Origin of the sequence: Pectobacterium polaris (assembly GCF_002307355.1) — a bacterium.
Lineage (GTDB): Bacteria > Pseudomonadota > Gammaproteobacteria > Enterobacterales > Enterobacteriaceae > Pectobacterium > Pectobacterium polare.
In genome coordinates, this window is the sequence record NZ_CP017481.1 from 1,750,730 (window position 1) to 1,776,958 (window position 26,229).

Sequence of the window (26,229 nt, forward strand, 5' to 3'; positions counted from 1 at the left end):
ATGACGAAACTCATCTACCTCATGGGCCCTTCCGGCGCAGGCAAAGACAGCCTGCTGCGGGCGATTCGTCAGCTGTCGCTGCCACGCCTGCTGGTGGCGCACCGGTACATTACTCGTCCCGCTGAAATACAAGGAGAGAACCACATTGCGCTGACCCCGGAGGAGTTCACGAACCGCCAGCAGCTTGGCCTCTTCGCGCTCCATTGGCAGGCGCATCAGTGCCATTATGGCATCGGGATAGAGATTGATGACTGGCTACAGCGGGGGAATGACGTCATCGTGAATGGCTCGCGGGCTTACCTGACTCAGGCGCGTGAACGTTATGGCAACACGCTGTTTCCGATATGCCTGACCGTCTCTGCATCGGCACTGCGAGAGCGGCTACGCGCCAGAGGGCGGGAGAGCGAACAGCAAATTGCCACGCGTTTGCAGCGTGCCGAAGAAGAGCAAAGCCGCTTGGCAAACGACTGTGTTTTACTGAATAACGACGGCGATCTGCAACGTACCTTATCTACCTTTCGGTCGCTGCTGCCGTTCGATAGCGCCTGTGCGACACACAGCGAACAATAGGCCGAGTGGCAAACGCACCGGAGAGCAGGGGAAAACCGATGGCAGCAAATATGGCAGCAAATAGTGACGGGAGCGTTTTTCACTTTCTGGGAACCGGCGGCGCACAGCAGGTTCCCGCCTTTGGCTGTGAATGTGAGGTTTGCCAGCAGGCACAGCGCGATGAAAAAAAACGGCGTCGTGCCTGCTGTGCGGCAATCACAACACAAGATCGGATCATCCTGATTGATGCCGGATTACCTGAGCTAGCGCCGTATCTGCTTCCCTATCCGACTCGGCATATTCTGCTGACCCACTATCATATGGATCACGTTCAGGGATTATTTCCCCTGCGCTGGGGTTACGGCGATCCCATTCCGGTCTTTGGGCCGCCGGATGAAGCGGGCTGCGACGATCTCTTTAAGCACCCAGGGATTCTGCATTTTCAGCCGCCTCTGGTGCCTTTCCAGCCCTTCGAACTGGATGGCATAAGCATCACGCCGGTTCCCTTAATCCACTCCAAATTAACCTACGGTTACCTCATCCAGACGCCGACGCATACGCTGGCCTACCTGACCGACACCATCGGCTTACCGCCTGAAACCGCCCAGTTTCTCTCCGCGTACACGCTGGACTATGCGGTGGTCGATTGCAGCCACCCTCCCCAGACGACGCCACCGCGCAACCACAATGACATCACCCGTGCGCTGGAAATCTTCACCCAACTGAACCCCAAACAACTGTACCTGACCCACATCGGCCACGAACTGGATCGCTGGCTCCAAACGCAAACGCTGCTACCTGAGAACGTCCATGCGGCGTATGACGGGCTGGTGTTGGGGCTGTAGGGATCGTCGGCGAGCGGCGAAATAACGTATTGAATGACTCAGTGACCGTGAACAGTCAGTCCTACCAACCGGGTAACAATAGGACGGACAATCAGTATGCAAACAAAAGCGGCGGGCATGGCAACCTGATAGGCATTCATCACATTCTCCATGTAATGTGGCCCCATTCCAAATTCGGCCAGAATGATGACCAGACACATCAGAAATGCCATGATGGTCGCCATATAAAGAGCAAATACGTAGGGTGAAGTGTGCTTAGGGAAGCGGAATTTCGGGGTATTTTTAGTAACAGCATTAGTCATCAAGTTATCCTGGCTAACAATGGTTAGTGAAACGGTTGCTAACCTATCAAGCTAACTAGGATGGTAGTAGAGCAGCTATGCTTTAATCATTATTAAATAAAAGTGACGAATCAAGCGTTGGGGATAATATGGATGTGTTAGGGCTGATTAGCAATTTTATCCGCGTGGTGGAGAACGGCAGTATCGCCGCGGCGGCACGAGCTAAAGGTATGAGTCCGGCGGCGGTAAGCCAGAGCCTTTCCCGGCTTGAGACACATTTGGGCGTGCGCCTGATATCGCGCACCACCCGTAGCATGACATTAACCGAAAACGGTAAACGTTATTTCGAGAAAGTACGTCATATTCCACATGATATCGAGCTCGCCTCGCAGGCTGCTGCGAGTGAAACCAAACTGCAAGGTCCGCTTTGCATCGCGACGACTGCCGCGTTTGGTCGGTACGTTATCGCTCCACTAATGCCTGCTTTCAAAGCGTCTTTCCCCGATATTGATATCGAACTGATTAGTACCGATCGCAACGTCAACCATCGGTTGGAAGGCGTTGACGTCAGTATCCGCATCGAGGCACAGCTGAACGATCAACTGATTGCCAGAAAAATCGCATCAATGCCATTTATCTTCTGTGCGGCTCAGGCTTATCTGGATCGGGCGGGCACCCCTCAGACTCCCGAAGAACTCAGCCAGCACGCCTGCCTGGTTTTCCGCTATCCCACAGATGGACGTTTTCTTCCCTGGACATTTATGGTTAATGGACAACCTGTTAACGTGAAGCTCAACCCCAAATTCATCAGTGATGATATTGATATCATTGCAAAAATAGCAGAAAACGGAGGCGGCGTTACGCGTCTGGCAAGCTTTGTTGCCCAGCCGTTGATAGACAGTGGCCAACTCACGCCTTTGTTCTGTTCAGACCACAGTAACGGTAACCGCGTAGAGTCTTTACCGATGAATATTTATGCCTGTGTCAATGAACGTTCGGCACTGAATTCAAAGGTAAGGGCATTTATTGCGTTTTTAGAAGCTGAGATTTAAGACGAAGACGCAGACGCAGCGCTTTTCTGCGTAAATACAGTTAAAGGTAGGCTCAGTGCTAGGCTGGTTTTTTTGAATTAGTGGCCTGTAGTGTCGTTATGTGTGGAGTAGTTCCACACATAACAGGGCTAAAAATCCACATTTTGGAATAGGTTTTTCGAGATAATGGATTGAAATGATTGTGATGAATACATTGATTTAACTGACGTTTTTTATTGTTTTTTGAGATATCGTCCAGACGTCAGTTGAGATAATTAAACATCACGGCTAAATCTAGTTCCTCTGGGCCCGAACTAAAAGCGCTGTTCCAGAACCTTCTCAAGCTTGCCTACCGCCGCACTAAATTTGGCCGGATTTTTAGCATGTAAGGCCGATAAATTATGCTGTTTCCAACGAATAGCGGGAAGATGTTGAATGTCAGGATAGCGATATAGCGACCAGTCAGGGGTGTTGTGCTTATAGCTCAGTAAAAACTGTTTATCCTGAGCGGTAAAATGGGATTTCAATGCTTGCGGCAGTAAAGTCGTTACTGACAAAAGTGATTCCAGAGACGTTTCATGCTGCGTCATACCCGAAAATTCCTGTTGGTACAGTGTAGCGATCCGTGCAATGTCCCAGTTTGGTGCCAGTAGTTCAGCGATGGGGCGGGGATGACCAGCCAGATAACAAAGAAAGCCATCAAAGATCTCGCGTGTGAGACCCGGTTTCTCCAGCATATTTAGCACGTCAAACAGATCGCGTGGATGCTGGCGATCGAGCGCGGCGCAGATTTTACCGCCGTAAAGATCTGCCAGTGAAACGACGTTCATGGTGGTAAAGCCGAATTCCATTTCCACCTGCTCGCATACCGGCATTTCTGCTGGAGGTAACAGCAATCCACGCCAAACCGGGCTGACTTCAATCTTTATCTGCGCATCAACGGTGTTAACGATGATGCGTTTTTCATCGGCTTTATTCTCCTGCCGGATCGCTGTGATCCCCGGCCTGCCGTTCAGCGATTCCGTAATACGCATCAAGGCGTTATTGATGGCCGCCAGATCGGTATCACGATCTATGAAGGTTTGATAAACCAGATCGATATCTACCGATAGACGAGGAAAATCCTGCACAAATAAATTAATTGCTGTGCCGCCTTTCAGTGCGAAACAGGGTTCTTTCGCCACATACGGCAAGGCGGTCATTAACAGCTTGACCTGTCGGGCATAAATATCACGCTGATCCATCTTCGACTCCTTCCGATTTAAACTCCCTGGGAACAGTGATCTGGTAATCCGGTTCCAGCCAGCCGCCTGGGACAATTTGCCGCTTTCCAGCGCCTGTTTCTATACCACTTTTATCTAGATACTGAAAATAAGGATGCCCATTACGCTGGGCAAGGTAGAGCATCACCCGGTTGGTTTTTACTGAATGACTGGCGCAGAGCAGTGCCTGTAATTTACGCGGGCTGAGAAGGTGTAGACCCTGAAACAATGCATCGGCATGCTCAAATGATATTTGTGTGGGAACACCGCTGGCGATTTCATATGCGGCAAGTTCTGGAACACTGCCAGTCAGTCGCCGATCGCCGATTCTCAGTTCTGTCATGAATGGCATCACATCAACCGACAGGCCTGATGTATAGAGCACGACAAAGGTGGCGGATGGCTCAAAGGCGGCGAACCATCCCGGCAGCTTTATGTAAGCCGGGAGCGTGAGCCAAATTTGAGGCTTGCTCAGTTCGGTATAATGGGAATAGCCCTGTAGCGCAAGGCTGGTCAGCCCTGCCACCCGCACAGGCTTTTCCCATTGGGTTTGCAGGCAGTAAACTGCATCCACCCAGTCCGGTTCACGACCCGCTCGGCAGTAAACGCCGTGAGCGATCCGCCTGAGCCAACCGTTTTGGACATAGACGTAAGAAAGCTTACGATCTATGCCGTTGCGGGTAAGCCATGATTGGAGCAATACCTGACCGGGCAGGGTGTTTTGCATCAGCCAGTTTAGATAATTTGTCAAATGTCGCCTCTGAATAGACAATTTTGAAAATTATTAAACCATCTTAGGTTCATCCGTTCTGCATAACAAGGTTGAGTTTAATTATTTAACAATATGTCGATTTTAAATCGACATATCTTGAAAAATATAAACCTCGGGGTAATTAATTTTTAACAAGACATTGGCCGAAAGGTGAGAGATTAATTGCTGGTGCATTGGGAAAACAGCCGGAAGAGATCTGGCCGTCACGCTATCAAGGTATGAACCCGAATCATGGGGAAGGGGAGACGGGATAGCACGCTCGTAGAGAACCGAACCCAGTTCAGAACCCAATCCCCAAAAGCAAAAAACCAGCCGTTAGGCTGGTTTCTTTAAATTAGTGGTGCCCGGACTCGGACAAACGCCGGAGGCGTTGAACAGCGCGCTTGTCGCGCTGGCCCTGAAAGGGTGAGCCGCTTGCGGCGAATAATCGAATGGAGTTCGATGGAGAGTCCACACGCCAGAAACGAAAAACCCCCGCCAAAGGCGAGGGTTAAGAATTAGTGGTGCCCGGACTCGGAATCGAACCAAGGACACGAGGATTTTCAATCCTCTGCTCTACCGACTGAGCTATCCGGGCAACGGGGCGCATTAAACCTTAATCCCGTATTATCGTCAACCCTATTTAGGGAAAAGCTGTTCAACTGCTTAACTTTACGGCAATCTGATCGGGTAGGCGTCGATTTTGCACAAATCTTCCAGAATTGATGCCTATGAACGGGTAATGCTGATAGCGAAAAGAGGGGAGCGAGATGGCGAACGACTGGCTTGAGCTACGTCAGCATGCAGATACGGGGATTGAAACGATCAAGGCGCATTTTGAAGGGCACGCCTACGATCCACACTGGCACGACAGCTACCTCGTGGGCGTGACGCTTTCCGGTACGCAGCAGTTTCATTGCCGCCGTGAACGGCATCATAGTCGTCCTGGTGATGCCTTTTTGCTGGAGCCGGGTGAAATCCACGACGGTGACGCGCCGGTCGATGGCGGGTTTACCTATCTGACGTTTTACCTCGATGAGCAGTGGCTAACTAGTGCGCTGCACGGCTTATATGCTTCCACGCCAGGAAGTTACTCGCTTCATTTTGCGCAAACACTCACGCGTGATCCACTGCTGGTTCGTTCGATTGGCGACACGTTCGCCACGCTTCACAACGATGAAATGAAAATTGTGCAGCAGAGCGCCATGGATAACCTGCTCTCGCAGATTACCGCACATTGTCACTGGCGAAAAAGGTTACCCTCGCAGCTGCAAAGCACGGCGGTGGCCCATCGCGCCCGCGACTATCTTTATGCGCATCTGGGCGAAAATATCGGTCTGTCTGACCTCGCGCGGGAGACGGGCACCGATCGCTTCACGCTGACACGTTGCTTTAAACGTGAATTTCATCTTGCTCCGCACGCTTGGCTTATCCAGCTTCGTTTGGCGAAAGCACGGCAGCTACTGGCATGCGGCGATCAGCCTGCCGACGTGGCTGCGACCCTAGGTTTCGCCGATCAAAGCCATCTTGGCCGTTGGTTTCAGCGGGCGTATCGGATCTCGCCTTCCCATTACCGTCGGTTGTGCACAAACCTTCCAGACGTTTCCAGAAAATAGCGGCACAGTCAGGGCTCTTAAAAAAGGAGTGACCTGTGAGTTTGATGCCGTTTCTACTGTTTGCATTTGTCGCCTCGATAACGCCGGGGCCAACGAATATCCTGATTTTAACCAACAGCCAGCGTCATGGCGTGAGAAACACGCTACCCGCAGTGGTCGGTGCCTGTGTGGCGGCAAGCGCTATCGTCCTTATTTCCGGTGCCGGTGCGGGAGAGATGCTGCGTCAGTATCCGGTGGTTCGTCAGGTGATGAGCTGGGCGGGCGTGCTGTGGCTAAGCTGGATGAGCTGGCAATTATTCAGGGCACCTGCGGCTACTCTCTCTGGCGAATCGCACAACCGTTTTACGGCTCGCGCTGCGGCGTTGTTACAGGTGATTAACCCGAAAACGTGGATGATGGCATTGGCCGTCGTCAGCTTGTTCGCCCCTGCGGGGGAGCATGCGTTGCGGGAGGTATCGATAATGGCGCTGTGGTTTTTGATTATCTCGATGGCCTGTCTGGTGTGCTGGGCAGGGCTGGGGAAGGCCGTGAACAGGGTGTTTCGCACCACCGTTGCAATGGTGCGCTTTCAGCGCCTGATGGCGCTGTGTCTGTTCGTTTCCGCCTGGGCAGGCATGCTCGCTTAGGTCAACGCGCCATTTTTGCGGCACAGCGCAAAGCGTAAGACATCTTCTGCCAGCCGCTGTGCAGTAGCGATGCTGGCGGCCTGATGCTTGACCAGCAGGTTGCTCAGGCAGCCTTCCAGAATCAATTCCATCTGCTGTGCCACCATCTCAGGATCGTCGGTTTCCAGCTCTTCCAGCAAATCGCGGGTGTACTGGTAAGACGCCAGCTTCTGCTGTTCCGCAATCTGGTGGATAGGGTGATTGATATCAGGGAAGAAGCTGCACGCCGCAATAAACAAGCAGCCCGGATAGCGCTGTTTGTTCACAGACTCATGCAGCACCTGATAGCGTGCCAGCAGCTTCTGCTCGATGCTTTTCTCGTCGTCCAAGAGAAGCTGACGCCGCCAGGTATCGACCTGCTGGCTATGGTGACGCAGGCCGTCGTACAGCAGCGCCTCCCGATCCGGCCAGAATGGCGTCAGTTCCTCTACCGGAACCCCCAGTCTCTCCGCCAGCATATCCAGCGTTGTCATGGCAAAGCCGTGCTGCTCCAGCAGAGTAAGCGCATGTTCAAGAACATCTTCCCGTTGCATTAGGTCTCCTCCAGAAGCACATATCTCGTGTTGTTTATGGGCTGAACTTCTGTAAATGCGCCTTAAATTGTTCAGCATTCATAAAGCCGGTGACGCGTGAGCCGGGGATCTCTTTCCCCTGAGCGTCAAAAAATACGATGGTCGGCAGCCCTAAAACCTGCAGCTTTTTCAGCAGCGCGTTTTGTTCTTCGCGGTTAGCGGTGACGTCCGCCTGTAGCAGCGTGATGCGCGACAGATGGTTTTGCACCGCTGGGTCGCTGAACGTGTATTTCTCGAACTCTTTGCAGGCAACGCACCAGTCAGCGTAAAGATCGAGCATAACAGGCTGAGCGCTCTTTGCCAGCGAACTGTTGAGATCGGCAATATTGGCGACAGGGGCGAAGTTCAGTGCTGAGGTATGAGCCTGTGCCACGCCAGCCGGAGGAAATACCCAGTCTTGCAGCGGTTTGGCGCTGATCACCACGCCTGCCAACAGCAGCAGTTGTACGCCACGCATCCAGCCTTTGCTGCTGCGCAGCGTCAGCATGAGCGCCCAGCCGAAGAAGGCGATGCCGAGCGCGCTCCACAGGCGCATTCCCCACGTTTCACCCAGAATGCGTTCCAGCAGGAAGACGGGCAGTGCCAGAATGATGAAGCCAAATGCTTCCTTAACGTACTGCATCCACGGGCCGCTGCGCGGCAGCAGTTTGTTGCCGAACAGCGTGAGCAGAATGAGCGGTAAGCCCATGCCGAGCGCGTAGAGATAAAGCGTGCCGCCGCCTGCCAGCATGTTGCCGCTCTGGGCGATGTAAAGCAGGATGGCGCTGAGCGGGGCGGTGGTGCAGGGGGAACAAATTAGTCCAGCCAGCGCGCCCATGCAGAATACACCAGTGACGGAGCCGCCCTGCTGACGGTTGCTCCACTCTGTCAGTCGGGTTTGTACCGATGACGGGAGCTGGAGCGTATACAGGCCAAACATGGATAACGCCAGAACGGCAAACATCACCGACAGGCCAATCAGAATATAAGGATGCTGGAGCGCGGCCTGAAAGCGTAATCCGGCGGCGGCGACAACCAGCCCGAGCAGCGTGTAGGTCAGCGCCATGCCCTGAACGTAGGTCATCGACAGCAGCAGCGTGCGGCGCGGCGTCAGCTGTTCTTTTCTGCCCAGCACCAGGCTGGCAATCAGCGGGTACATCGGCAGGACGCAAGGTGTGAAGGCGACGCCGATACCAATCAACAGGGCCCACCACGGCGAGAACGGCATCGGCGTGGTCTGCGGCGGTGCCGTCTGGGCTGATGCAGTATTCGAGGTATCCGTGCCTGTGTTAGCAATCACCTGACTGAGAGGAACAACTCGCGTTTCCGGCGGATAGCAGAAACCCGCATCGGCGCAGCCTTGATAGGTGACTTTAACCGTCGCGCCGTTGTCGGCCTGTTGAATCGGAACCGCTAGCGCCAGCCGATCCCGCAAGATAAAGACCTGACCGAAGAACTCGTCGTTATGGCTTTCGCCCTGTGGCAGATCCACCTTGCCAAGCGTGGCACCGTTTCCTTCGATCTTGATTTGTGCGCGGTACAGGTAGTAATCAGGATGGATATCCCAGCGCAGGTTGAGCTGGTTATCCTGCTGCTGAAACTCAAAGGCGAAAGCGCCGTCGACCGGCAGAAAGCGTGACGTCGTGCTGTTGCCAAACAGTTTCTGACCGAAAGAAGAAGCGGCCACACTGGGTGTGCCGAAAGCCGTCCATAACAGGAAAATCAGCGTAAAGATGCGTTGAGCCATGTCAGATAATCGCTATCGCCCCCGGATACCGGCAGGACTAACAGCTCCGGCGTATCGTAAGGGTGTTGTTGTTTCAGGTGAGTCAGCAGCGCTTGCTGATGTGAGGTATCGCTTTTTATCAGCATTTGTACTTCTGATTGCTGTTCGAGCTTGCCTTCCCAGTAATAGAGCGAACGTGCGCCGGGTAGCAGGGTGACGCAGGCAGCAAGCCGCGTTTCCAGTAGCGAGTTAGCAAGCCGTTGCGCACAGGCGTCGTCAGGTGCGGTACATAATATGACGACAGCATCGCAGAGCGGGCGGTCAGACATCACATCCTCCGTGTCAGATGAACAAATCCCAGACAACCAGAGCCACACTATACCTTGCTTTATTGTTTGAAGGGAATGAGGCGGATCGACGAGTTACGCCGATCCGCGAGGGACTGTCTGACAGGCAATGTTTAGATCAGGATGCTGCCGAGGATAAAGCCAAATATCACCGACAGCGTAATCGCCATCACGCCCGGAATCAGGAAGGAGTGGTTAAACACAAACTTGCCGATGCGCGTTGAGCCGGTGTCATCCATCTCCACGGCGGCCAACAGAGTCGGATAAGTCGGCAGAACGAACAGAGCGGAAACGGCAGCGAAAGATGCCACGGCCGTGACCGGAGACACGCCCAACAGCAGCGCAGCAGGCATCAGCGCTTTTGCCGTTGCCGCCTGCGAGTAAAGCAGCGTGGCAGCGAAGAACAGCACGACGGCCAGCATCCACGGGTAGCTTTGCAGCAGCGCGCCAGCGGTATCCTGAATATCGGAAATGTGTGCTTTAACAAAGGTATCGCCCAGCCAGGCCACGCCCATCACGCAGATACAGGCGCTCATGCCGGACTTAAACGTGCTGGCAGAGAGGATGCGCGAGGTGTCGATTTTGCAGGTGATGCAAATCAGCGTGGCGATCGTCAGCATAAAGACCACAATCGCTTCGTTGCGTGGCAGAACCGGATTCTGAATCAGCCCCACCGTGCCGCTGATCGCCGTGGCATACAGCACGACAGCGACGATGCCGATCAGAAACAACATCACGGAAAGTTTGGCACCCGGTTTGATCTCATGCTGGCTATTACCGCGCAGCGTGGTTTCGCCTTTCTTCAGACGTTCCTGATAAATCGGGTCGTCTTTCAGCTCCTTACCCAGGAAGTTGGTCACAATTGCCGTCAACATGATCGCGGCAAGTGTGGTAGGAATACAGATGCCTAACAGCAGCAGATAGCTGACCCCGTGCGGCTCAAGAATACCGGCAACAAATACCACCGCCGCCGAGATTGGCGAAGCAGTAATGGCGATTTGTGAGGCAACGACGGCGATAGATAGCGGGCGAGAAGGGCGAATACCCTGCTCTTTGGCGACTTCGGCGATAACCGGCAGGGTGGAAAACGCGGTGTGTCCGGTTCCAGCCAGAATCGTCATGAAATAGGTGACCAGTGGCGCGAGAAAGGTGACGTATTTCGGATGCTTACGCAGCAGTTTCTCCGCCAGACTGACCAGATAATCCATTCCGCCCGCCACCTGCATCGCGGCGATGGCGGCGATAACGGCCATGATAATTTCAATGACATCAAAGGGGATTACGCCGGGCTTTATCTGAAACCCCAGCGTAAGAACAAGCACCCCCAGGCCACCGGCGAAACCAATGCCGATGCCTCCTAGCCGCGCCCCCAAATAGATGGCGAGCAGAACGATCAGTAACTCAAGACCAAGCATGACTATGCTCCTTAATTAATAAAAAATTCAATCTACTCGTCATACTTCAAGCTGCTTGTGCGTTGGCTGCCCTTACTCACCCCAGTCACTTACTTGTGTAAGCTCCTGGGGATTCGTGCGGTTGCCGCCTTCACGCAACTCGAATTATTTAGAGTACATAACTTATTCTTATGGCCGTAGACGGCAAAAAATAAAGGCACGCTGTTCTTCGTGAACGGACGTGCCTGTGGGGATTAGGTGTTGGTGTTAGGGAAGCTCGTTTTCGTCAGTGTAGCGTTTGGCTTTGTACGCCGGATGCATCAGGTTCTGGATAGAGAAAATGTCATCTAACTCAGCTTCCGTCAGTAGGCCGCGTTCCAGGACAACTTCACGCACGCTTTTCCCCGTTTCCGCGCAGATTCTGCCGACGATATCGCCGTTGTGGTGGCCGATGAACGGGTTCAGGTACGTCACAATCCCGATGGAATTGAAGACATAAGCTTCGCAGACGGCCTTATTGGCGGTGATGCCGTTGACGCATTTCTCCAGCAGGTTGTAGCAGGCGTTGGTCAGAATGTGGGTCGATTCAAACATCGCCTGACCGATAACTGGCTCCATCACGTTTAACTGTAATTGCCCGGCCTCTGACGCCATCGTGACGCAAGTGTCGTTACCGATGACCTTGAAGCACACCTGATTGACGACTTCCGGCACGACCGGATTCACCTTGGCGGGCATGATCGAGGAACCTGCTTGCAGTTCCGGCAGGTTGATTTCATTCAGGCCAGCGCGAGGGCCGGAAGAGAGCAGGCGCAGGTCATTACAGATCTTCGACAGCTTCACGGCCAGACGCTTCAGCGAACTGTGTACCATCACATAGGCACCGCAGTCTGACGTGGCTTCGATCAAATCTTCTGCTGGCACACACGGCAGGCCGCTGACTTCTGCCAGACGCTGCACCGCCAGTTGCTGATAGCCGTCCGGCGTATTCAGGCGCGTACCGATTGCGGTCGCGCCCAGATTGACCTCAAGCAGCAGTTCCGACGTGCGCAGCAGGTTTTTGATTTCTTCCTGCAACAGCACGTTAAATGCATGAAATTCCTGACCGAGTGTCATCGGCACGGCGTCCTGCAACTGGGTGCGACCCATTTTCAGCACGTCTTCAAATTCTTTGGCTTTGCGTTCGAAGCCATCGCTCAACTTCGCTATCGCCTCCGTCAGTTTCAGGACGGCCGCGTAGACCGCAATACGAAATCCGGTGGGGTAGGCGTCATTGGTGGACTGGCATTTGTTCAGGTGATCGTTGGGGTTCAGATACTGGTATTCGCCTTTCTGGTGGCCCATTAACTCCAGACCTATATTGGCTAATACTTCGTTGGTATTCATATTGACCGACGTGCCAGCCCCCCCTTGATAGACATCAACTGGGAACTGATCCATGCATTTGCCGTTATTCAGCACTTCATCGCAGGCGCGGATGATGACGTCAGCGATTTTTTTCGGGATAGTTTGCAGCTCTCTGTTCGCCAGCGCCGCGGCTTTCTTCACCATCACCATGCCGCGCACGAACTCGGGTATGTCACTGATTTTATTGTTACTGATATAGAAGTTTTCGACAGCGCGCAGCGTGTGAACGCCATAATACGCGTCTGCGGGAACTTCTCGGGTGCCTAACAGGTCTTCTTCAATACGGATGTTTTCTGACATGAGAGTGCTTATCCTGTTGTGCGACTAGTGATGCAACTAGACGTTGTGGGCTGGTGTGTCGGGCGGCGTTATCTCGAAAAGTCATTATCTTTAAAAACAATGTGGTCTCGAATAAACCGTCTTATCTCGGCAATAGTCTCGGGATGTTTGACCAACCAGGTATCCATTGCCGTGAGGATATGTCGTTACGACAGCGAAAAACAGGTGTTTAGATCACTATACTGGCGTTCTCTACCACGACGGTAAATGAACTGTGACTGTAGTCACGAGTCACTATTTTAGAACAATAATCGTAGGGCGGCGGCTTGAAAATGCGCAAAGCCGTACCCATTTTAGTAAATCATGATGTGCCGGATCGCAGAACAGGCGCGCACTTTACCTAATCCATTGGTAGTAAATCCGATGGGTAGTAAGGCGTACTGGATTTTCAATAGCGATGGCTTAACACGTTCTTATTAACAGACGTTTTATTAGAACAGTACGCGTAAAACACACAGGAGTACCGGGTGCGCTGGTTACCGTTATTACTTATTTTTCTTTTGGCTTACATCGAGATATCGCTGTTTATTCAGGTGGCTGAGGTGCTTGGCGTCGCCATGACTCTGCTGCTGGTTGTCTTCACGTCCTGCGTGGGCGTCTCGCTGGTGCGTAATCAGGGGATGAAAACGCTGGTGCAGATGCAGCAGAAAATGGCGGCAGGTGAAAGCCCGGCGGCCGAGATGGTAAAAAGCGTGTCACTGGTGCTGGCGGGCTTCCTGCTCCTGATTCCGGGCTTCCTGACTGACTTTCTGGGGCTGCTGTTACTGCTGCCGCCAGTGCAGAAAAGACTGACGCTCAAACTGATGCCTCACCTGCACGTCTGGCGTTCTGGCCCTGAAGCAGGCCCAGGTGCATCGTCTCCCGGCGGTAACACCTTTGAAGGTGAATACCAGCGCAAGGATGGCGGGCGCGGAAATATTGAACACCGTGACGATAGTGACAACCGTTAACGTCAAGACGAATTGAAAAGCAGATAAGGATTATCATATTGATAATCCTTATTTTTTATCAGATGTCAGCGATAGGCAGACGCCTAACGCAAAAAAAATGAATTTTTTCCCTTGAAGGGCGGTGAAACGCCCCCACTTAGAACACCACAAGGCCGATTATGAAAAGCATAATCGTTATGAAACATAGTTGTTATGAAGACATAGTCGGCGTTTATCCTAAACCGATATGGACTTTCTCAAAGGAGAGCTATCAATGAATATTCGTCCATTGCATGACCGCGTGATCGTCAAGCGCAAAGAAGTTGAGTCAAAATCTGCTGGCGGTATCGTACTGACTGGTTCCGCTGCTGGTAAATCTACCCGCGGTGAAGTTCTGGCCGTAGGTCACGGACGTATCCTGGAAAATGGCGAAGTGAAGCCGCTGGATGTGAAAGTTGGCGACATCGTTATTTTCAATGATGGCTATGGCGTGAAAGCAGAGAAGATTGATAACGAAGAAGTGTTGATCATGTCTGAAAGCGACATTCTGGCAATTGTTGAAGCGTAATTGCGCGTAATCATCTGAACTGAAAGAATTTGAGGGAAATAGACCATGGCAGCTAAAGACGTAAAATTCGGTAATGACGCTCGCGTAAAAATGCTGCGCGGCGTAAATGTACTGGCTGATGCAGTGAAGGTTACCCTGGGCCCGAAAGGCCGTAATGTCGTGTTGGATAAATCCTTCGGTGCACCGACCATTACTAAAGACGGCGTATCTGTTGCGCGTGAAATCGAGCTGGAAGACAAGTTCGAGAACATGGGCGCACAGATGGTGAAAGAAGTTGCCTCTAAAGCGAATGACGCAGCAGGCGACGGCACCACGACCGCAACCGTATTGGCGCAGGCTATCATCACTGAAGGCCTGAAAGCTGTTGCAGCGGGCATGAACCCGATGGATCTGAAGCGCGGTATCGATAAAGCCGTTATCGCCGCTGTTGAAGAGCTGAAAGCACTGTCTGTACCGTGCTCTGACTCTAAAGCTATCGCTCAGGTTGGTACCATCTCTGCTAACTCCGACGAAACCGTAGGCAAAATGATTGCCGAAGCAATGGACAAAGTCGGTAAAGAAGGTGTTATCACCGTTGAAGAAGGTACCGGTCTGCAAGACGAGCTGGACGTGGTTGAAGGTATGCAATTCGACCGTGGCTACCTGTCTCCGTACTTCATCAACAAGCCGGAAACCGGTGCTGTAGAACTGGAAAGCCCGTTCATCCTGCTGGCTGACAAAAAAATCTCCAACATCCGCGAAATGCTGCCAGTACTGGAAGCAGTAGCGAAAGCCGGCAAACCGCTGGTTATCGTTGCTGAAGATGTTGAAGGCGAAGCGCTGGCAACGCTGGTGGTTAACACCATGCGTGGAATCGTGAAAGTTGCTGCGGTGAAAGCACCGGGCTTCGGCGACCGTCGTAAAGCGATGCTGCAAGATATCGCGACGCTGACTGGCGGTACCGTTATCTCTGAAGAGATCGGTCTGGAGCTGGAAAAAGCGACGCTGGAAGATCTGGGTCAGGCGAAACGCGTTGTGATCAACAAAGACACCACTACCATCATCGATGGTACGGGTGAAGAAGCTGCGATTCAGGGCCGTGTTGCTCAGATCCGTCAGCAGGTTGAAGAAGCAACGTCTGATTACGACAAAGAAAAACTGCAAGAGCGTGTGGCTAAACTGGCTGGCGGCGTAGCCGTTATCAAAGTTGGCGCAGCAACTGAAGTTGAAATGAAAGAGAAGAAAGCACGCGTTGAAGATGCCCTGGCTGCAACTCGCGCTGCGGTAGAAGAAGGTGTGGTTGCTGGTGGTGGTGTTGCGCTGGTTCGCGTTGCAGCCAAACTGGCTTCTCTGACTGCTCAAAACGAAGACCAGAACGTGGGTATCAAAGTTGCGCTGCGCGCGATGGAAGCTCCACTGCGTCAGATCGTTTCCAACGCTGGCGAAGAGCCATCTGTGGTTGCGAACAACGTTAAAGCTGGTGACGGTAACTACGGTTACAACGCAGCAACTGAAGAATACGGCAACATGATCGACTTCGGTATTCTGGACCCAACCAAAGTCACACGTTCTGCTCTGCAGTTCGCGGCTTCTGTTGCTGGTCTGATGATCACTACCGAATGTATGGTTACCGACCTGCCGAAAGGCGATGCACCTGACTTAGGTGGCGCTGGTGGTATGGGCGGCATGGGTGGTATGGGCGGCATGATGTAATATGACGCCATTGTCGCCGGAAGCCATTTTCTGGTGACAAGGAGTCAGGTTACAGAAGCACGTCTTTCTGTCCTTTAAAGAGCACTATCTGGTCGCGAGACTGGGTGGTGCTTTTTTTATGCGCGGCATTGCTGAAATGTTGCCGTATCGTTGATGAATGCGTTTATAGCCTGTTATCGGGGAAGCATTCTGCGCTACAATGGCGGCGTTACTTTATTTACGAATACCTTTTTATTCAAAACAACCCTGTTCGGAGTAGGGACAATGTCTGACGATGCGTCTACGCTTCTGCGCTCTATTTCCTGGTTTACTGAGCCCCCTTCGGTATTACCTGAGCACATTGGTGACTGGCTGATGGAAACCGGCTCCATGACGCGGCGACTTGAAAAATATTGTGCCCAACTGAAGACCATCCTGTGCAGTGAGAAATTCATTACGCCACAGGCGCTGGGCGAAGAGCGCGAACAGCTACCTTACAGTGAGCGTTACTGGCTGCGTGAAGTGGTGCTGTATGGTGACGATCGTCCCTGGCTTTTTGGCCGTACCATTGTTCCGCAACAGACGCTCGACGGCACGGATTCAGCCCTGACGAAAATAGGCAATCAGCCGCTAGGCCGCTACCTGTTTGGACAAAAGGCGCTGACGCGTGACTATATCCATACCGGATGCAGTGAAGGCTTATGGGCGCGGCGTTCCCGCCTGTGTGTCTCTGGTTATCCGTTACTGTTGACTGAGCTTTTCTTACCGGAATCACCGATTTATTTCAGCCGGTGATGAAGGTTGGCAGGTAATTTGAGGAGATAAATCCTTGGAAAGAAGTGTTACAGCAGGGAAATGGCTGGCTTATTGTCGCTTGATGCGAATTGATAAACCGATAGGTTCTCTGTTGCTGCTGTGGCCAACGCTATGGGCGCTGTGGCTAGCGGGAGGGGGAACACCTGCACCGTGGACGCTGTTTGTTTTTGTCGCTGGCGTTTTCTTGATGCGTGCAGCAGGCTGCGTCATCAATGATTATGCCGACCGCCATTTTGACGGCCACGTAAAACGTACCGCTTCTCGCCCATTGCCTAGCGGCGAAGTGAGCGAGCGAGCTGCCAAAGTGCTGTTTGTCGTGTTGGTCTTGCTGGCGTTTGGTCTGGTGCTGACACTGAATAAGATGACGATCTGGCTGTCCGTTGCGGGGCTGGTTCTGGCGTGGGTCTACCCGTTCATGAAGCGGGTCAGCCATCTTCCTCAGTTTGTGTTGGGCGCGGCGTTTGGCTGGTCAATCCCGATGGCTTATGCGGCGGTGAGTGAAAGCCTGCCAGCAAGCTGCTGGATGATGTTTTTGGCGTACATTTGTTGGACGGTTGCCTACGATACGCAATATGCAATGGTGGATCGTGATGACGACCTGAAGATCGGCGTGAAATCCACCGCGATCCTATTTGGCCGTTTTGACAATATCATCATTGGGTTGCTGCAGCTCAGTATGCTGGCGTTGCTGCTGGCTTTGGGAATCGCCACCGGATTAGGAACTCCATACTATATTTCGCTGCTGGTGGCTGCGGGGATGTTTGTTTATCAGCAAATCCTGACCGCTGAGCGCGAACGTGATGCCTGTTTCAAAGCCTTTCACAATAATAAATACGCGGGTATGGCGATATTTATTGGTGTGCTGTTTGGTCTATAGCTTGAACCGACATAAACAAAAAAAGCAGCGATTTCTCGCTGCTTTTTTTATGGCGGAATGCTCAGACGTGTTTGTTATGCCAAACGCCTCCACGGCTTGATGGCGGGGTGTTATCCGCCATTTTCCCGTTACTGTCCGGCTACGTCTGCTTTGTCTCTTCTACTTTTTCTACTGCCTGACTATTGGTTTCTACCTGACTGGCGGTTTCTATCTGACTATTGGTTTCTACCTGACTGGCGGTTTCTATCTGACTATTGGTTTCTACCTGACTGGCGGTTCCCATCTGACTATTGGCTTCCATTTCAGCGGATGAGCTGGCGCTTTCGATAGTCAACCGAACTTCCGGGGTGATCAGATCGCCGAGGATGTTGTAGATTTCCAGGATATCGCCTTGTGCCGCTTCCGCACTGTCGGTGATATACCCTTCTGTGCGTAAGGTTGCGACCAGCGTTGAGAACACTGCTTTATCAAAGAATTCCGGCGCGTTGATGCCGTGCAGGACGGACAGGCGTTGTGCCATATTCCGGCTTTCTTTCTCCAACGTTCCACGGTTTATTTCTGGGTTCGCACACAGCAAGGACAGCGTAATCGCATAGCGTTGCAGGGTTTCACGCACGCCAGCTGACAGCAGTTGCAGCGTACGGATACGTGGCGGGTTGATAGCTAATTGACCATCACGGCTGCACAGTAGCTCTTGTCGAATCAGTTCATTAGCCAACGTTTCCAGCACGCTCGGCAACTGCTCTTTGGAATAATGCAAGAACAGTTCAGCTTGCAGCAGCGGATAGATCAGCGCGATCTGTCGCACGACTTCGGCAAGCGAAATCCGGCGGTGATGGATGACGATGCTGGCGATCAGCGACGGCAAGACCAACAGATGCTGGATATTATTGCGGTAGTACGTCATCAGTACCGCCTGCTCGCGCGGCAGAATGATGATATCGCCAATACTATCCTTCTCGACTTCAAACTTGTTCATGCCCAGCGCGTGTTCCAGCAGTTCATCTGCTGTCTTCTTCGGTGCCGTAATATCTTTATGATAAGGAACCTGGCGCAGCAGCTGGAGGTAGCAATCCAGCTGTTCGTGCATTTGTTCGCGCGTCAGCGAGCGCTGGCGTGAGGCTAATAAAGCCGTAGAGCACAGGTTCATTGCGTTTGCTGCCGCAGAATTGTTGATGCGCACCATGATATCCATAGAGATATCCTGCACCGTCGGCGTGAGCCAGCTTGGACGCTGTGCCTCGATGGGATCGATCGCATCACGCCATTGCGGTACATGCTGGTTCAGGTAGGTTGTCAGCGGGAGTGGTTCGCCGAAGTTCACATAACCCTGACCCAAATTACGCAGTTTGCGCAAACCGCGCACCATCTGCATAAAGCCTTCTTTTTCCTTCACCGCACCGCGCAGCTCTTTCGCATAGGTGCCGACTTCCATCACATGCTCGTAGCCGACATAAATCGGCACCAGCGTGATAGGGCGCGTACCGCCTCTCAGCATGGCCTGAATGGTCATCGCTAGCGTACCGGTTTTTGGCTCTAACAGCCGGCCCGTGCGTGAACGTCCGCCTTCCATGAAGTATTCAACCGAATAACCGCGGGCAAACAGCTCACCCAGATATTCACGGAAAATCGTGGAATACAGCTTGTTGCCTTTGAAGGTACGGCGAATAAAGAACGCGCCAAGACGGCGGAAGATCGGTCCCGCAGGCCAGAAATTAAGGTTGATGCCAGCGGCGATGTGCGGCGGTACTAAGCCTTGATGGTACAGGACGTAGGACAGCAGCAGATAATCCATGTGGCTGCGGTGGCAGGGCACATAGACAATGCCGTGGCCATCCTGCGCCAGTTGGCGAACGCGTTCGGCGTTGTGGACGTTAATCCCCTGATAAAGGCGGTTCCACGTCCAGCTTAATACGCGATCCGACAGACGCACGGCTTCGTAGGAGAAGTCAGCGGCGATTTCTTCCATCAGAGCAATAGCGTTCTGCTGCGCTTTCTCAGTAGAAATCTTCTTACTGCGCGCTTCATCGTCTACGGCTTTCTTGATCGCTTTGGAATCCAACAGCTTGTTAAATAGCTCCTGACGCACCGGCAAGCGCGGCCCAACTGCCGCCAAACGCTGGCGGGAGAAGTGCATACGCGCGACGCGCGCCAGTTTGTGGGCTATGGTTTTGTCAGTACCATGCTCGGTTGCCATATAACGTAGCGACACCGGGCTGGAGAAGCGGACAAAGCTGTCGCGGCCTAGCCACAGGACGGCAAAGAATTTCTCGATACCGTTGAGCAGGCGCAGGTGTGGTGCGGCCTGAGAGTGGCCTTCCCGACCTGGAGAACGCCCAAACATCACGGAAACCGGCACCATCTGTACGTCTAAATCTGGATTGGCACGATGCAAATCCAGATAGTCGTGGAACAGTTTGACGGATTTCTGCTTGGGAACGTAATAGCGGAAGACGCGCGGCCCATCATTAATAAAGACGTGGCTAGGAAGTTCGACGCCATTGAATTCGAACGACTGCGAGGGATCGGGTAGCCCCAATGCCAGGCATTTCGCGCGTAGCGTCAAGAGATCTGCCTGAGAGTTATAAGGCAGAACATAGAGTATAGGACGTGAGGGATCTAACCCCAGCTCGACCACCGGATCTGCGGGAATAACTTTGCTCTTCACCAGCAGTTTCAGTGGGAGATTCAATAATTTATAGTAAATTTTACGCCAACCTGACATAACAACATGGAGCCTCTTGTTAGCAATGCGCCGCAAGGATACCAGAAACTGCGCCGGAGATCTGTGGTGATGAGACAACGTAAGCGCGTTAAAATGCCAACTATTTTGCGTAAATAATGGAGGATAAATGAATAAAGCAACGGGGATGACCCGGATTATTAAGGCGACCGGTTATTCCTTTAGGGGGCTGAAGCAGGCGTGGCAGCATGAAGCAGCGTTTCGTCAGGAAACGATACTGACCCTTGTCGGCGTGGTTATCGCGTGTTTACTGCCAGTTACGCTGGTCGAAAAACTGCTGCTGATTGGGTCTGTGGTACTGATTATGCTGTTTGAGCTGGCCAATAGCGCCATTGAAGCGGTAGTCGATCGCATTGGACTTGAGCACCACGAATTATCCGGTCGGGCGAAAGATATTGGGTCGGCCGCTGTCTTTGTTGCCATCCTGTTAGCCGCTGTCGTCTGGGGCAGCATCCTCTGGCAACATTTTGCCTGACGGCACGCATAAATGAGTAAAAGTCAGGGGCTTTGCCGATATCGTCATTCCCAATTGTGGCTTACCTGTATATACTCACAGCAAGACTGTATAAACAACCAGGGGGCGGAATGAAAGTATTAACAGCAAGGCAGCAGCAGGTTTATGACCTGATCCGCGATCATATTGCGCAAACCGGAATGCCGCCAACGCGTGCGGAAATTGCTCAACAACTGGGGTTTCGCTCTCCTAATGCGGCTGAAGAACATCTGAAAGCGCTGGCGCGTAAAGGTGTGATTGAAATTGTATCGGGCGCGTCTCGTGGTATTCGTCTGCTGATGGAAGAAGAGACGGGTATTCCTCTGGTTGGTCGTGTGGCCGCAGGTGAACCTCTGCTGGCACAGGAACATATCGAGTGTCGCTATCAGGTTGACCCTGCGATGTTCAAACCCAGCGCTGATTTCTTGCTGCGGGTGAGCGGCATGTCGATGAAAAATATCGGTATTATGGATGGCGATTTACTGGCCGTGCATAAAACAGAAGATGTGCGCAACGGTCAGATTGTCGTCGCACGTATTGACGATGAAGTGACGGTGAAGCGCTTGAAAAAGCAGGGTAATACGGTACACCTCCTCGCTGAAAATGAAGAGTTTGCCCCGATTGTTGTCGATCTGCGTCAGCAAAGCTTTTCGATAGAAGGCTTAGCGGTTGGCGTGATTCGTAACAGCGACTGGAGCTAACCATTCGCAGAGATGCACTGCTCGTCTGTCTGGGTCAGTGCATCATGTTCGTCTGTTAATCTGCTAACCATATATATTTAGTTACATTTCGCGCGCGTTTCTACGATCCCCATTATCCTTCTGTTTTTTCACTGATTTTTGCGGTGATTTTCCCTTTCTCAACGTTCATTCCAGTCACAGATTCCTGGTTTTCCATATTAAGTGAAATATTCGACTATAATTTTTATCAAGGTAAGCATTTTTATCTTGATTGATCGTTTGCCGATTGATCATTAGCCATCACATTTAGATAGCCCGGTAATCAAGGGAGACAGTGGCGAAGAGCACCGTCATGGTTCACAGAGTTATGATGCTGCTTACTGAATAAATCTATTTATCTGAAACTGACGCATAAGTCGGTAGTCACGATTTTTTATGCGCAATTCACCTAAGGTACGGAGATTCTTATGAATAAAGACCAAGCCAGCGGTAACTGGAAACAGTTTAAAGGTAAAGCGAAAGAGCAATGGGGCAAATTAACGGATGACGATCTGACGGTCATCGAAGGTAAACGTGACCAACTGGTGGGTAGAATCCAGGAACGTTACGGGTACGAAAAAGAAGCGGCAGAGAAAGAAGTGAAACACTGGGAAGATCACCACAAATATCACTGGTAGCTATCACTGGTCACAACAGTTATGTCTCTCCACAGAAAAAACGATAGCCCTTGGGCTATCGTTTTTTAATGGGAACAGTATGATCGTGATCGCAATGATCCGGCTGTTTGCATGATGCAACTTCCTGACAGCCTCCGCACAACCCGTGTGCTTCCACCACGCTGTGACGCAGCGTAAACCCTGACTGCTGTGCCAGACTACGCAGCGTTTCTTCCACACCTTCGGTTTGACGTTCGGTGACTTGCCCGCAGCGATCGCAGATGAAAAGGGCGGACGTGTGGCTGTGGTCTTCAATATGGTGACACAGCACGTAGCTGTTGTTTGATTCGACGCGATGAATGAAGCCTTGTTCCAGCAGAAAATCCAGCGCGCGATAGACGGTTGGCGGTTTCGCTTGAGGTTCTGAAACGCGCAGCAGGTCCAGCAGGTCATAAGCGCTGATAGCACCGGACTGCTGTGCCATAAGGCGTAAAACCTCTAACCGCTGTGGCGTGAGACGCACAGCGCGCTGCTGACAAATCTGTTCAGCCTGGGCAAGAAGTTTGTCCTGTTTGGTTGAATCCATTGTCATATCACCCTGACGCGTTGAGGAACAAGACGGATATCTTACCACGACTGAATAAAAACGCCGAACTGGCGGCGTTTTCCTGCAAAAACAACTCCCTACAAAAGCAACGGACAGACGCGCTACACGACCAGATCGATGAGCAGCGCCCGCAAAGGCGACTCTGCCTGTAGCGTCAACGCCGTTTCTTCCTTAATGAAGGCTCCGTCGCCGCAGTGTAGTGTTTCACTGTTCTGATTGCCTTTTACCGCCATCGAGCCGTGGATCAATTGGAGGTACGCCTGATTTCCCTGTAGTGCGATGGTGCTTTGCTCATTCTGCTGGAGGTCGACATGATGAACCCAAACCTGCTGGCGCAGTTGCAGGCTATTATGTTCACCTTCCGGTGAGGCAAGCAGCGTATGGTTTACTGAACTCAGCCCCATGCGCTGCAACGGGCTGTTCTCTCGCGTTTGGCAAGCATTCAGCCATAATTGCAGCCGCGTCAGTGGCTTGTTAGCGCTGGTATTATGTTCGCTATAGCTGACGTTTGGCTGCGTGGAGAGCAGCAGCACATCTCCGGCTTTGGCCTGAATGTGGCCGCCGTTGCTGTCGCGATATTCCGCTTCGCCCTGAAGAATAATGTTCAGAATATCAACCCGTGGGTAGGTTCGCGGCTGGAATGATGCCCCCGGTGCCAATACTTCCTGATTGAGCACGCGCAGAGATGCGTAGCCCAGCAACTGTGGGTCAAAATAGTGACCAAAAGAAAAGGTATAGCGCGCCTGTAACCAGCCATAGTCGGCCTGGCCGCATTGCCCTGCTGCTCTTCGTGTGATCATAATTTTTATCCCCCAGAGAATTATTTATTGAACTGATAGTAATTGTGTGGACGTTGGATTGTTAGCTAGTTAATCTGGTGGGTATATTCAAAATTCCTGAATGAGTACGAAGATGGCGAGAGAACGAGCACTGACGCTGGAAGCCTTGAGGGTGATGGATGCGATCGATCGTCGTGGCAGCTTTGCCGCTGCGGCAGACGAGCTGGGTAGGGTGCCTTCGGCGCTGAGCTATACCATGCAGAAATTGGAAGAAGAGTTAGATGTGGTGCTGTTCGATCGTTCCGGGCATCGTACTAAATTCACGAATGTCGGGCGGATGCTGCTGGAACGCGGACGCATCCTGTTGGAGGCCGCGGATAAGCTCACGACGGACGCAGAAGCACTGGCACGCGGTTGGGAAACGCACCTGACGATTGTGACGGAAGCACTAATTCCGACTCAGCGAATTTTCCCATTAATCGATAAACTGGCGCTCAAAGCCAATACGCAGGTATCGATTCTGACGGAAGTGCTGGCCGGGGCGTGGGAGCGTCTTGAGCAAGGGCGCGCCGATATCGTGATTGCGCCAGACATGCATTTTCGCGCGTCTTCTGAAATGAATACCCGCAAGCTGTACACGATGAATAACGTTTATGTCGCCAGCCCAGAACATCCGATTCATCAGGAACCTGAACCGCTGTCGGATGCGATCCGGGTGAAATACCGTGGGATTGCGATGGCAGACACCGCGCGCGAACGCCCGGTACTGACCGTGCAGCTGTTGGATAAACAGCAACGTCTGACGGTGAGTTCGCTGGATGATAAACGGCGTGCGCTGCTGGCGGGATTAGGCGTCGCGACCATGCCTTATCCGATGGTTGCGCAAGATATTGCCGAAGGGCGTTTGCTGGTGATTGGGCCGGAGCATCAGATGGAAAGTCAGATAATTATGGCGTGGCGGCGAGACAGCATGGGCGAGGCGAAATCCTGGTTCCTGCGTGAGATTCCGAAACTATTGAACCAGCCTTAAATCCCGCGCTTTTTGCGGCAAGGTGTGGCTCCACACCTTGCCGCACTATTCACTAGTTCACTACTGCGTAGCGAAAATCGACAAAAACCTAGTATAAATCGACAAACGTCTTATCACGCTGATGAGGCTGATTCAGATCTTGCTCTGGACCCAGCGAAATCACGCCATGCGGATTAATCGTGCCATGGCTACGATAGTAGTGGTGACGAATATGCGCCATATCGACGGTATCGGCGATGCCGGGCATCTGATAAATATCACGCAGAAAACCGAACAGATTGGGATAATCGCTCAGGCGATATTTATCGCATTTAAAATGCGTGTGATAGACCGGATCGAAACGGATCAACGTCGTCCACAACCGCAGGTCGGCTTCGGTTAACTGCTTACCTGTCAGATAGCGTTGTTTTGCCAGAATGCTTTCCAGATCGGAGAGCGCGGCAAAAACGGTTGTGGCGGATTCATCATAGGCTGACTGGCTTGTCGCAAAACCAGCTTTGTACACACCGTTGTTGACCTTGTCGTAAATCCAGCCGTTCAATTCGTCAATCTGCGCGCGTAGCGCTTCTGGGTAATAATCGCCCGCCGTTGCTCCCACGCCATCAAAAGCACTGTTCAGCATGCGGATGATATCGGCGGATTCGTTACTGACGATGGTGTGCTGCTCGGTATCCCACAGGACAGGCACGGTCACCCGGCCGCTGTAGTCTGGCATAGCGTGCAGGTAGAGCTGGTAGAGGAATTCGTGCTGATAGAGTGAGTCACCTGTCGCGGCTTCAAAATCGGTATCGAACGTCCAGCCGTGATCGAGCATGAGTGGATGAACCACCGAAACCGCGATGTGATCTGTTAACCCTTTCAACTGCCGCATGAGCAGCGTGCGGTGTGCCCACGGGCAGGCGAGAGAAACATAGAGATGATAACGGCCGGACTGGGCAGGAAAGCCACCTTTGCCGGTGAGGCCGGGTGCGCCATCGGGCGTTACCCAGTTGCGGAATGCGGATTCTGAACGCTTAAAATGGCCGCCGGTAGATTTGGTTTCATACCAGGTATCGTGCCATACGCCGTCAACCAGTTGTCCCATAAATCCTCCCGTTAGTGAGTGATGATAAAACAACGGCAAGCCTTATCTGCTTGCCGTCTCATTCGTTATTCGACTATTAAGTGTAGTACAGGCCGGAAGAGGCTCGTCTTACCACTTTTTGCCCAGCAGGCGGTCGATACTGAATGCGCCTGGGCCAGTGACAGCCAGCAGGAGGTAGCCGCCAGCGATGGTCAGGTTTTTCATGAACATCAGTTGGTTCATGCCTTCCGCAAAGTTAGAGTGGAAAATCAGTGCAGTCAGCAGCGTAAAGCCGGCAGTGAACAGCGCGACGGTACGCGTCAGCAGACCGAACAGAACCGCCAGACCACCACCCAGTTCCAGCAGAATGGTCAGCGGCAGCAGGAAGGACGGAACGCCCATCGCCTGCATGTATTGTTGTGTGCCTGCATAGGCATCACCCAGCTTACCGTAACCTGCAACGATAAACAGAATTGGCATTAAGATACGTGCAACCAGCAGTGCAGTGCTTTCTAAATTTTTCATCATCTCTCCAATTAATTTTGTTGTGGGC

Annotated in this window: 27 protein-coding genes, 1 tRNA gene and 1 pseudogene; 15 read left to right on the plus strand and 14 right to left on the minus strand. The window is 52.4% G+C overall.

What is annotated here, in order from left to right; translation table 11 throughout:
- On the plus strand, positions 1 to 570 hold the full coding sequence (phnN, locus tag BJJ97_RS07940; protein ID WP_095993586.1) for a ribose 1,5-bisphosphokinase: 570 nt from the start codon (positions 1 to 3) through the stop codon (positions 568 to 570).
- 38 nt (positions 571 to 608) lie between these two features.
- Positions 609 to 1,394, plus strand: a complete 786-nt coding sequence (gene phnP / locus BJJ97_RS07945; protein ID WP_193438352.1) for a phosphonate metabolism protein PhnP — start codon at positions 609 to 611, stop codon at positions 1,392 to 1,394.
- Between the two features lie 38 nt (positions 1,395 to 1,432).
- Here phnP and BJJ97_RS07950 read toward each other — a convergent pair whose 3' ends face one another.
- Positions 1,433 to 1,696 (minus strand): DUF2798 domain-containing protein, encoded by a 264-nt coding sequence (locus BJJ97_RS07950; protein ID WP_039355139.1) that lies wholly within the window; start codon positions 1,694 to 1,696, stop codon positions 1,433 to 1,435.
- Between the two features lie 128 nt (positions 1,697 to 1,824).
- On the opposite strand from BJJ97_RS07950, the gene BJJ97_RS07955 reads away from it, so the two are divergent.
- Positions 1,825 to 2,727: a LysR family transcriptional regulator gene (locus BJJ97_RS07955; protein WP_095993587.1), complete on the plus strand. Its 903-nt coding sequence runs from the start codon at positions 1,825 to 1,827 to the stop codon at positions 2,725 to 2,727.
- A gap of 293 nt (positions 2,728 to 3,020) precedes the next feature.
- On the opposite strand, the gene BJJ97_RS07960 is transcribed toward BJJ97_RS07955, so the two are convergent.
- Together BJJ97_RS07960 and BJJ97_RS07965 are read right to left on the minus strand one after the other, a co-directional pair.
- Positions 3,021 to 3,950 carry a nucleotidyl transferase AbiEii/AbiGii toxin family protein gene (locus BJJ97_RS07960; protein ID WP_095993588.1) on the minus strand — a complete coding sequence of 310 codons (930 nt, stop codon included), beginning with the start codon at positions 3,948 to 3,950 and terminating at the stop codon, positions 3,021 to 3,023.
- Positions 3,937 to 4,719: a type IV toxin-antitoxin system AbiEi family antitoxin domain-containing protein gene (locus tag BJJ97_RS07965; RefSeq protein WP_095993589.1), complete on the minus strand. Its 783-nt coding sequence runs from the start codon at positions 4,717 to 4,719 to the stop codon at positions 3,937 to 3,939. The genes BJJ97_RS07960 and BJJ97_RS07965 overlap by 14 nt, the downstream gene beginning before the upstream one ends.
- A gap of 149 nt (positions 4,720 to 4,868) precedes the next feature.
- On the opposite strand from BJJ97_RS07965, the pseudogene BJJ97_RS07970 reads away from it, so the two are divergent.
- Positions 4,869 to 4,994: pseudogene (locus BJJ97_RS07970) on the plus strand (helix-turn-helix domain-containing protein); the annotation flags it as partial.
- Positions 4,995 to 5,241: 247 nt separating this feature from the next.
- Here BJJ97_RS07970 and BJJ97_RS07980 read toward each other — a convergent pair.
- Positions 5,242 to 5,317, minus strand: a tRNA-Phe gene (locus BJJ97_RS07980).
- 172 nt (positions 5,318 to 5,489) lie between these two features.
- Here BJJ97_RS07980 and BJJ97_RS07985 point away from each other — a divergent pair.
- Together BJJ97_RS07985 and BJJ97_RS07990 are read left to right on the plus strand one after the other, a co-directional pair.
- The gene (locus BJJ97_RS07985) at positions 5,490 to 6,335 is read left to right on the plus strand and encodes an AraC family transcriptional regulator (RefSeq protein WP_095993590.1); all 846 of its coding nucleotides are present in this window, start codon (positions 5,490 to 5,492) and stop codon (positions 6,333 to 6,335) included.
- Positions 6,336 to 6,370: 35 nt separating this feature from the next.
- Positions 6,371 to 6,961 carry a LysE family translocator gene (locus tag BJJ97_RS07990; RefSeq protein WP_095701510.1) on the plus strand — a complete coding sequence of 197 codons (591 nt, stop codon included), beginning with the start codon at positions 6,371 to 6,373 and terminating at the stop codon, positions 6,959 to 6,961.
- Here BJJ97_RS07990 and BJJ97_RS07995 read toward each other — a convergent pair.
- From BJJ97_RS07995 to aspA, 5 genes are all read right to left on the minus strand, one after another.
- The gene (locus BJJ97_RS07995; RefSeq protein ID WP_014914059.1) at positions 6,958 to 7,533 is read right to left on the minus strand and encodes a transcriptional regulator; all 576 of its coding nucleotides are present in this window, start codon (positions 7,531 to 7,533) and stop codon (positions 6,958 to 6,960) included. The two genes, BJJ97_RS07990 and BJJ97_RS07995, sit on opposite strands and share 4 nt — an antisense overlap.
- Before the next feature lie 34 nt (positions 7,534 to 7,567).
- A complete protein-coding gene (locus tag BJJ97_RS08000; RefSeq protein WP_095993591.1) occupies positions 7,568 to 9,298 on the minus strand; it encodes a protein-disulfide reductase DsbD in 1,731 nt (576 codons plus the stop codon).
- Complete coding sequence (gene cutA / locus BJJ97_RS08005; protein ID WP_014914061.1) at positions 9,274 to 9,606, minus strand: divalent cation tolerance protein CutA; 333 nt, start codon at positions 9,604 to 9,606, stop codon at positions 9,274 to 9,276. The genes BJJ97_RS08000 and cutA overlap by 25 nt, the downstream gene beginning before the upstream one ends.
- A 131-nt stretch (positions 9,607 to 9,737) precedes the next feature.
- On the minus strand, positions 9,738 to 11,039 hold the full coding sequence (locus tag BJJ97_RS08010; RefSeq protein ID WP_095701512.1) for an anaerobic C4-dicarboxylate transporter: 1,302 nt from the start codon (positions 11,037 to 11,039) through the stop codon (positions 9,738 to 9,740).
- A gap of 246 nt (positions 11,040 to 11,285) precedes the next feature.
- On the minus strand, positions 11,286 to 12,725 hold the full coding sequence (gene aspA / locus BJJ97_RS08015; RefSeq protein ID WP_095993592.1) for an aspartate ammonia-lyase: 1,440 nt from the start codon (positions 12,723 to 12,725) through the stop codon (positions 11,286 to 11,288).
- Between the two features lie 506 nt (positions 12,726 to 13,231).
- Here aspA and BJJ97_RS08020 point away from each other — a divergent pair.
- From BJJ97_RS08020 to ubiA, 5 genes are all read left to right on the plus strand, one after another.
- Positions 13,232 to 13,714: an FxsA family protein gene (locus tag BJJ97_RS08020; protein WP_095993593.1), complete on the plus strand. Its 483-nt coding sequence runs from the start codon at positions 13,232 to 13,234 to the stop codon at positions 13,712 to 13,714.
- Between the two features lie 253 nt (positions 13,715 to 13,967).
- A complete protein-coding gene (locus tag BJJ97_RS08025; RefSeq protein WP_005971295.1) occupies positions 13,968 to 14,261 on the plus strand; it encodes a co-chaperone GroES in 294 nt (97 codons plus the stop codon).
- A 45-nt stretch (positions 14,262 to 14,306) separates the two neighbouring features.
- Positions 14,307 to 15,953, plus strand: a complete 1,647-nt coding sequence (gene groL, locus BJJ97_RS08030) for a chaperonin GroEL (RefSeq protein WP_095701514.1) — start codon at positions 14,307 to 14,309, stop codon at positions 15,951 to 15,953.
- A gap of 264 nt (positions 15,954 to 16,217) precedes the next feature.
- On the plus strand, positions 16,218 to 16,727 hold the full coding sequence (gene ubiC / locus BJJ97_RS08035) for a chorismate lyase (protein ID WP_039282400.1): 510 nt from the start codon (positions 16,218 to 16,220) through the stop codon (positions 16,725 to 16,727).
- Positions 16,728 to 16,761: 34 nt separating this feature from the next.
- Positions 16,762 to 17,625 (plus strand): 4-hydroxybenzoate octaprenyltransferase, encoded by an 864-nt coding sequence (ubiA, locus tag BJJ97_RS08040; protein ID WP_095993594.1) that lies wholly within the window; start codon positions 16,762 to 16,764, stop codon positions 17,623 to 17,625.
- Between the two features lie 139 nt (positions 17,626 to 17,764).
- On the opposite strand, the gene plsB is transcribed toward ubiA, so the two are convergent.
- Positions 17,765 to 20,350 carry a glycerol-3-phosphate 1-O-acyltransferase PlsB gene (gene plsB / locus BJJ97_RS08045; RefSeq protein WP_376765224.1) on the minus strand — a complete coding sequence of 862 codons (2,586 nt, stop codon included), beginning with the start codon at positions 20,348 to 20,350 and terminating at the stop codon, positions 17,765 to 17,767.
- A gap of 127 nt (positions 20,351 to 20,477) precedes the next feature.
- On the opposite strand from plsB, the gene BJJ97_RS08050 reads away from it, so the two are divergent.
- The 3 genes from BJJ97_RS08050 to BJJ97_RS08060 all read left to right on the plus strand — a co-directional run bounded on the left by BJJ97_RS08050 (position 20,478) and on the right by BJJ97_RS08060 (position 22,218).
- Complete coding sequence (locus BJJ97_RS08050) at positions 20,478 to 20,843, plus strand: diacylglycerol kinase (RefSeq protein ID WP_095993595.1); 366 nt, start codon at positions 20,478 to 20,480, stop codon at positions 20,841 to 20,843.
- Between the two features lie 110 nt (positions 20,844 to 20,953).
- Complete coding sequence (lexA, locus tag BJJ97_RS08055; RefSeq protein WP_005971310.1) at positions 20,954 to 21,562, plus strand: transcriptional repressor LexA; 609 nt, start codon at positions 20,954 to 20,956, stop codon at positions 21,560 to 21,562.
- A 446-nt stretch (positions 21,563 to 22,008) separates the two neighbouring features.
- Positions 22,009 to 22,218, plus strand: a complete 210-nt coding sequence (locus BJJ97_RS08060; protein WP_039289892.1) for a CsbD family protein — start codon at positions 22,009 to 22,011, stop codon at positions 22,216 to 22,218.
- Between the two features lie 55 nt (positions 22,219 to 22,273).
- Here the strand turns inward: BJJ97_RS08060 and zur are convergent, their stop codons facing one another.
- Together zur and BJJ97_RS08070 are read right to left on the minus strand one after the other, a co-directional pair.
- On the minus strand, positions 22,274 to 22,783 hold the full coding sequence (gene zur, locus BJJ97_RS08065) for a zinc uptake transcriptional repressor Zur (protein ID WP_010298842.1): 510 nt from the start codon (positions 22,781 to 22,783) through the stop codon (positions 22,274 to 22,276).
- Between the two features lie 122 nt (positions 22,784 to 22,905).
- A complete protein-coding gene (locus BJJ97_RS08070) occupies positions 22,906 to 23,604 on the minus strand; it encodes a pirin family protein (protein ID WP_095993596.1) in 699 nt (232 codons plus the stop codon).
- A 112-nt stretch (positions 23,605 to 23,716) separates the two neighbouring features.
- Between BJJ97_RS08070 and BJJ97_RS08075 the strand changes: the two genes are divergently transcribed.
- Complete coding sequence (locus BJJ97_RS08075) at positions 23,717 to 24,613, plus strand: LysR family transcriptional regulator (RefSeq protein WP_039481961.1); 897 nt, start codon at positions 23,717 to 23,719, stop codon at positions 24,611 to 24,613.
- 88 nt (positions 24,614 to 24,701) lie between these two features.
- On the opposite strand, the gene BJJ97_RS08080 is transcribed toward BJJ97_RS08075, so the two are convergent.
- Entirely contained in the window at positions 24,702 to 25,697 is a 996-nt protein-coding gene (locus tag BJJ97_RS08080; protein ID WP_095993597.1) for a glutathione S-transferase family protein, read from the minus strand.
- 108 nt (positions 25,698 to 25,805) lie between these two features.
- Complete coding sequence (locus tag BJJ97_RS08085) at positions 25,806 to 26,201, minus strand: DoxX family protein (protein ID WP_010282928.1); 396 nt, start codon at positions 26,199 to 26,201, stop codon at positions 25,806 to 25,808.
- Positions 26,202 to 26,229: the final 28 nt, after the last annotated feature.

What these genes read in the sequence shown, in the direction of transcription:
- phnP (WP_193438352.1), top strand. Translation starts at nt 609, where the DNA reads ATGGCAGCAAATATGGCAGCAAATAGTGACGGGAGCGTTTTTCACTTT.
- BJJ97_RS08050 (WP_095993595.1), top strand. Translation starts at nt 20,478, where the DNA reads ATGAATAAAGCAACGGGGATGACCCGGATTATTAAGGCGACCGGTTAT.
- lexA (WP_005971310.1), top strand. Translation starts at nt 20,954, where the DNA reads ATGAAAGTATTAACAGCAAGGCAGCAGCAGGTTTATGACCTGATCCGC.
- cutA (WP_014914061.1), bottom strand. Translation starts at nt 9,606, where the DNA reads ATGTCTGACCGCCCGCTCTGCGATGCTGTCGTCATATTATGTACCGCA.
- BJJ97_RS07985 (WP_095993590.1), top strand. Translation starts at nt 5,490, where the DNA reads ATGGCGAACGACTGGCTTGAGCTACGTCAGCATGCAGATACGGGGATT.
- BJJ97_RS08070 (WP_095993596.1), bottom strand. Translation starts at nt 23,604, where the DNA reads ATGATCACACGAAGAGCAGCAGGGCAATGCGGCCAGGCCGACTATGGC.
- aspA (WP_095993592.1), bottom strand. Translation starts at nt 12,725, where the DNA reads ATGTCAGAAAACATCCGTATTGAAGAAGACCTGTTAGGCACCCGAGAA.
- groL (WP_095701514.1), top strand. Translation starts at nt 14,307, where the DNA reads ATGGCAGCTAAAGACGTAAAATTCGGTAATGACGCTCGCGTAAAAATG.
- BJJ97_RS07995 (WP_014914059.1), bottom strand. Translation starts at nt 7,533, where the DNA reads ATGCAACGGGAAGATGTTCTTGAACATGCGCTTACTCTGCTGGAGCAG.
- BJJ97_RS08000 (WP_095993591.1), bottom strand. Translation starts at nt 9,298, where the DNA reads ATGGCTCAACGCATCTTTACGCTGATTTTCCTGTTATGGACGGCTTTC.
- phnN (WP_095993586.1), top strand. Translation starts at nt 1, where the DNA reads ATGACGAAACTCATCTACCTCATGGGCCCTTCCGGCGCAGGCAAAGAC.
- BJJ97_RS07950 (WP_039355139.1), bottom strand. Translation starts at nt 1,696, where the DNA reads ATGACTAATGCTGTTACTAAAAATACCCCGAAATTCCGCTTCCCTAAG.
- BJJ97_RS08060 (WP_039289892.1), top strand. Translation starts at nt 22,009, where the DNA reads ATGAATAAAGACCAAGCCAGCGGTAACTGGAAACAGTTTAAAGGTAAA.
- BJJ97_RS08010 (WP_095701512.1), bottom strand. Translation starts at nt 11,039, where the DNA reads ATGCTTGGTCTTGAGTTACTGATCGTTCTGCTCGCCATCTATTTGGGG.
- BJJ97_RS08080 (WP_095993597.1), bottom strand. Translation starts at nt 25,697, where the DNA reads ATGGGACAACTGGTTGACGGCGTATGGCACGATACCTGGTATGAAACC.
- BJJ97_RS07955 (WP_095993587.1), top strand. Translation starts at nt 1,825, where the DNA reads ATGGATGTGTTAGGGCTGATTAGCAATTTTATCCGCGTGGTGGAGAAC.
- zur (WP_010298842.1), bottom strand. Translation starts at nt 22,783, where the DNA reads ATGGATTCAACCAAACAGGACAAACTTCTTGCCCAGGCTGAACAGATT.
- BJJ97_RS08085 (WP_010282928.1), bottom strand. Translation starts at nt 26,201, where the DNA reads ATGAAAAATTTAGAAAGCACTGCACTGCTGGTTGCACGTATCTTAATG.
- BJJ97_RS07960 (WP_095993588.1), bottom strand. Translation starts at nt 3,950, where the DNA reads ATGGATCAGCGTGATATTTATGCCCGACAGGTCAAGCTGTTAATGACC.
- BJJ97_RS08025 (WP_005971295.1), top strand. Translation starts at nt 13,968, where the DNA reads ATGAATATTCGTCCATTGCATGACCGCGTGATCGTCAAGCGCAAAGAA.
- BJJ97_RS08075 (WP_039481961.1), top strand. Translation starts at nt 23,717, where the DNA reads ATGGCGAGAGAACGAGCACTGACGCTGGAAGCCTTGAGGGTGATGGAT.
- plsB (WP_376765224.1), bottom strand. Translation starts at nt 20,350, where the DNA reads ATGTCAGGTTGGCGTAAAATTTACTATAAATTATTGAATCTCCCACTG.
- ubiC (WP_039282400.1), top strand. Translation starts at nt 16,218, where the DNA reads ATGTCTGACGATGCGTCTACGCTTCTGCGCTCTATTTCCTGGTTTACT.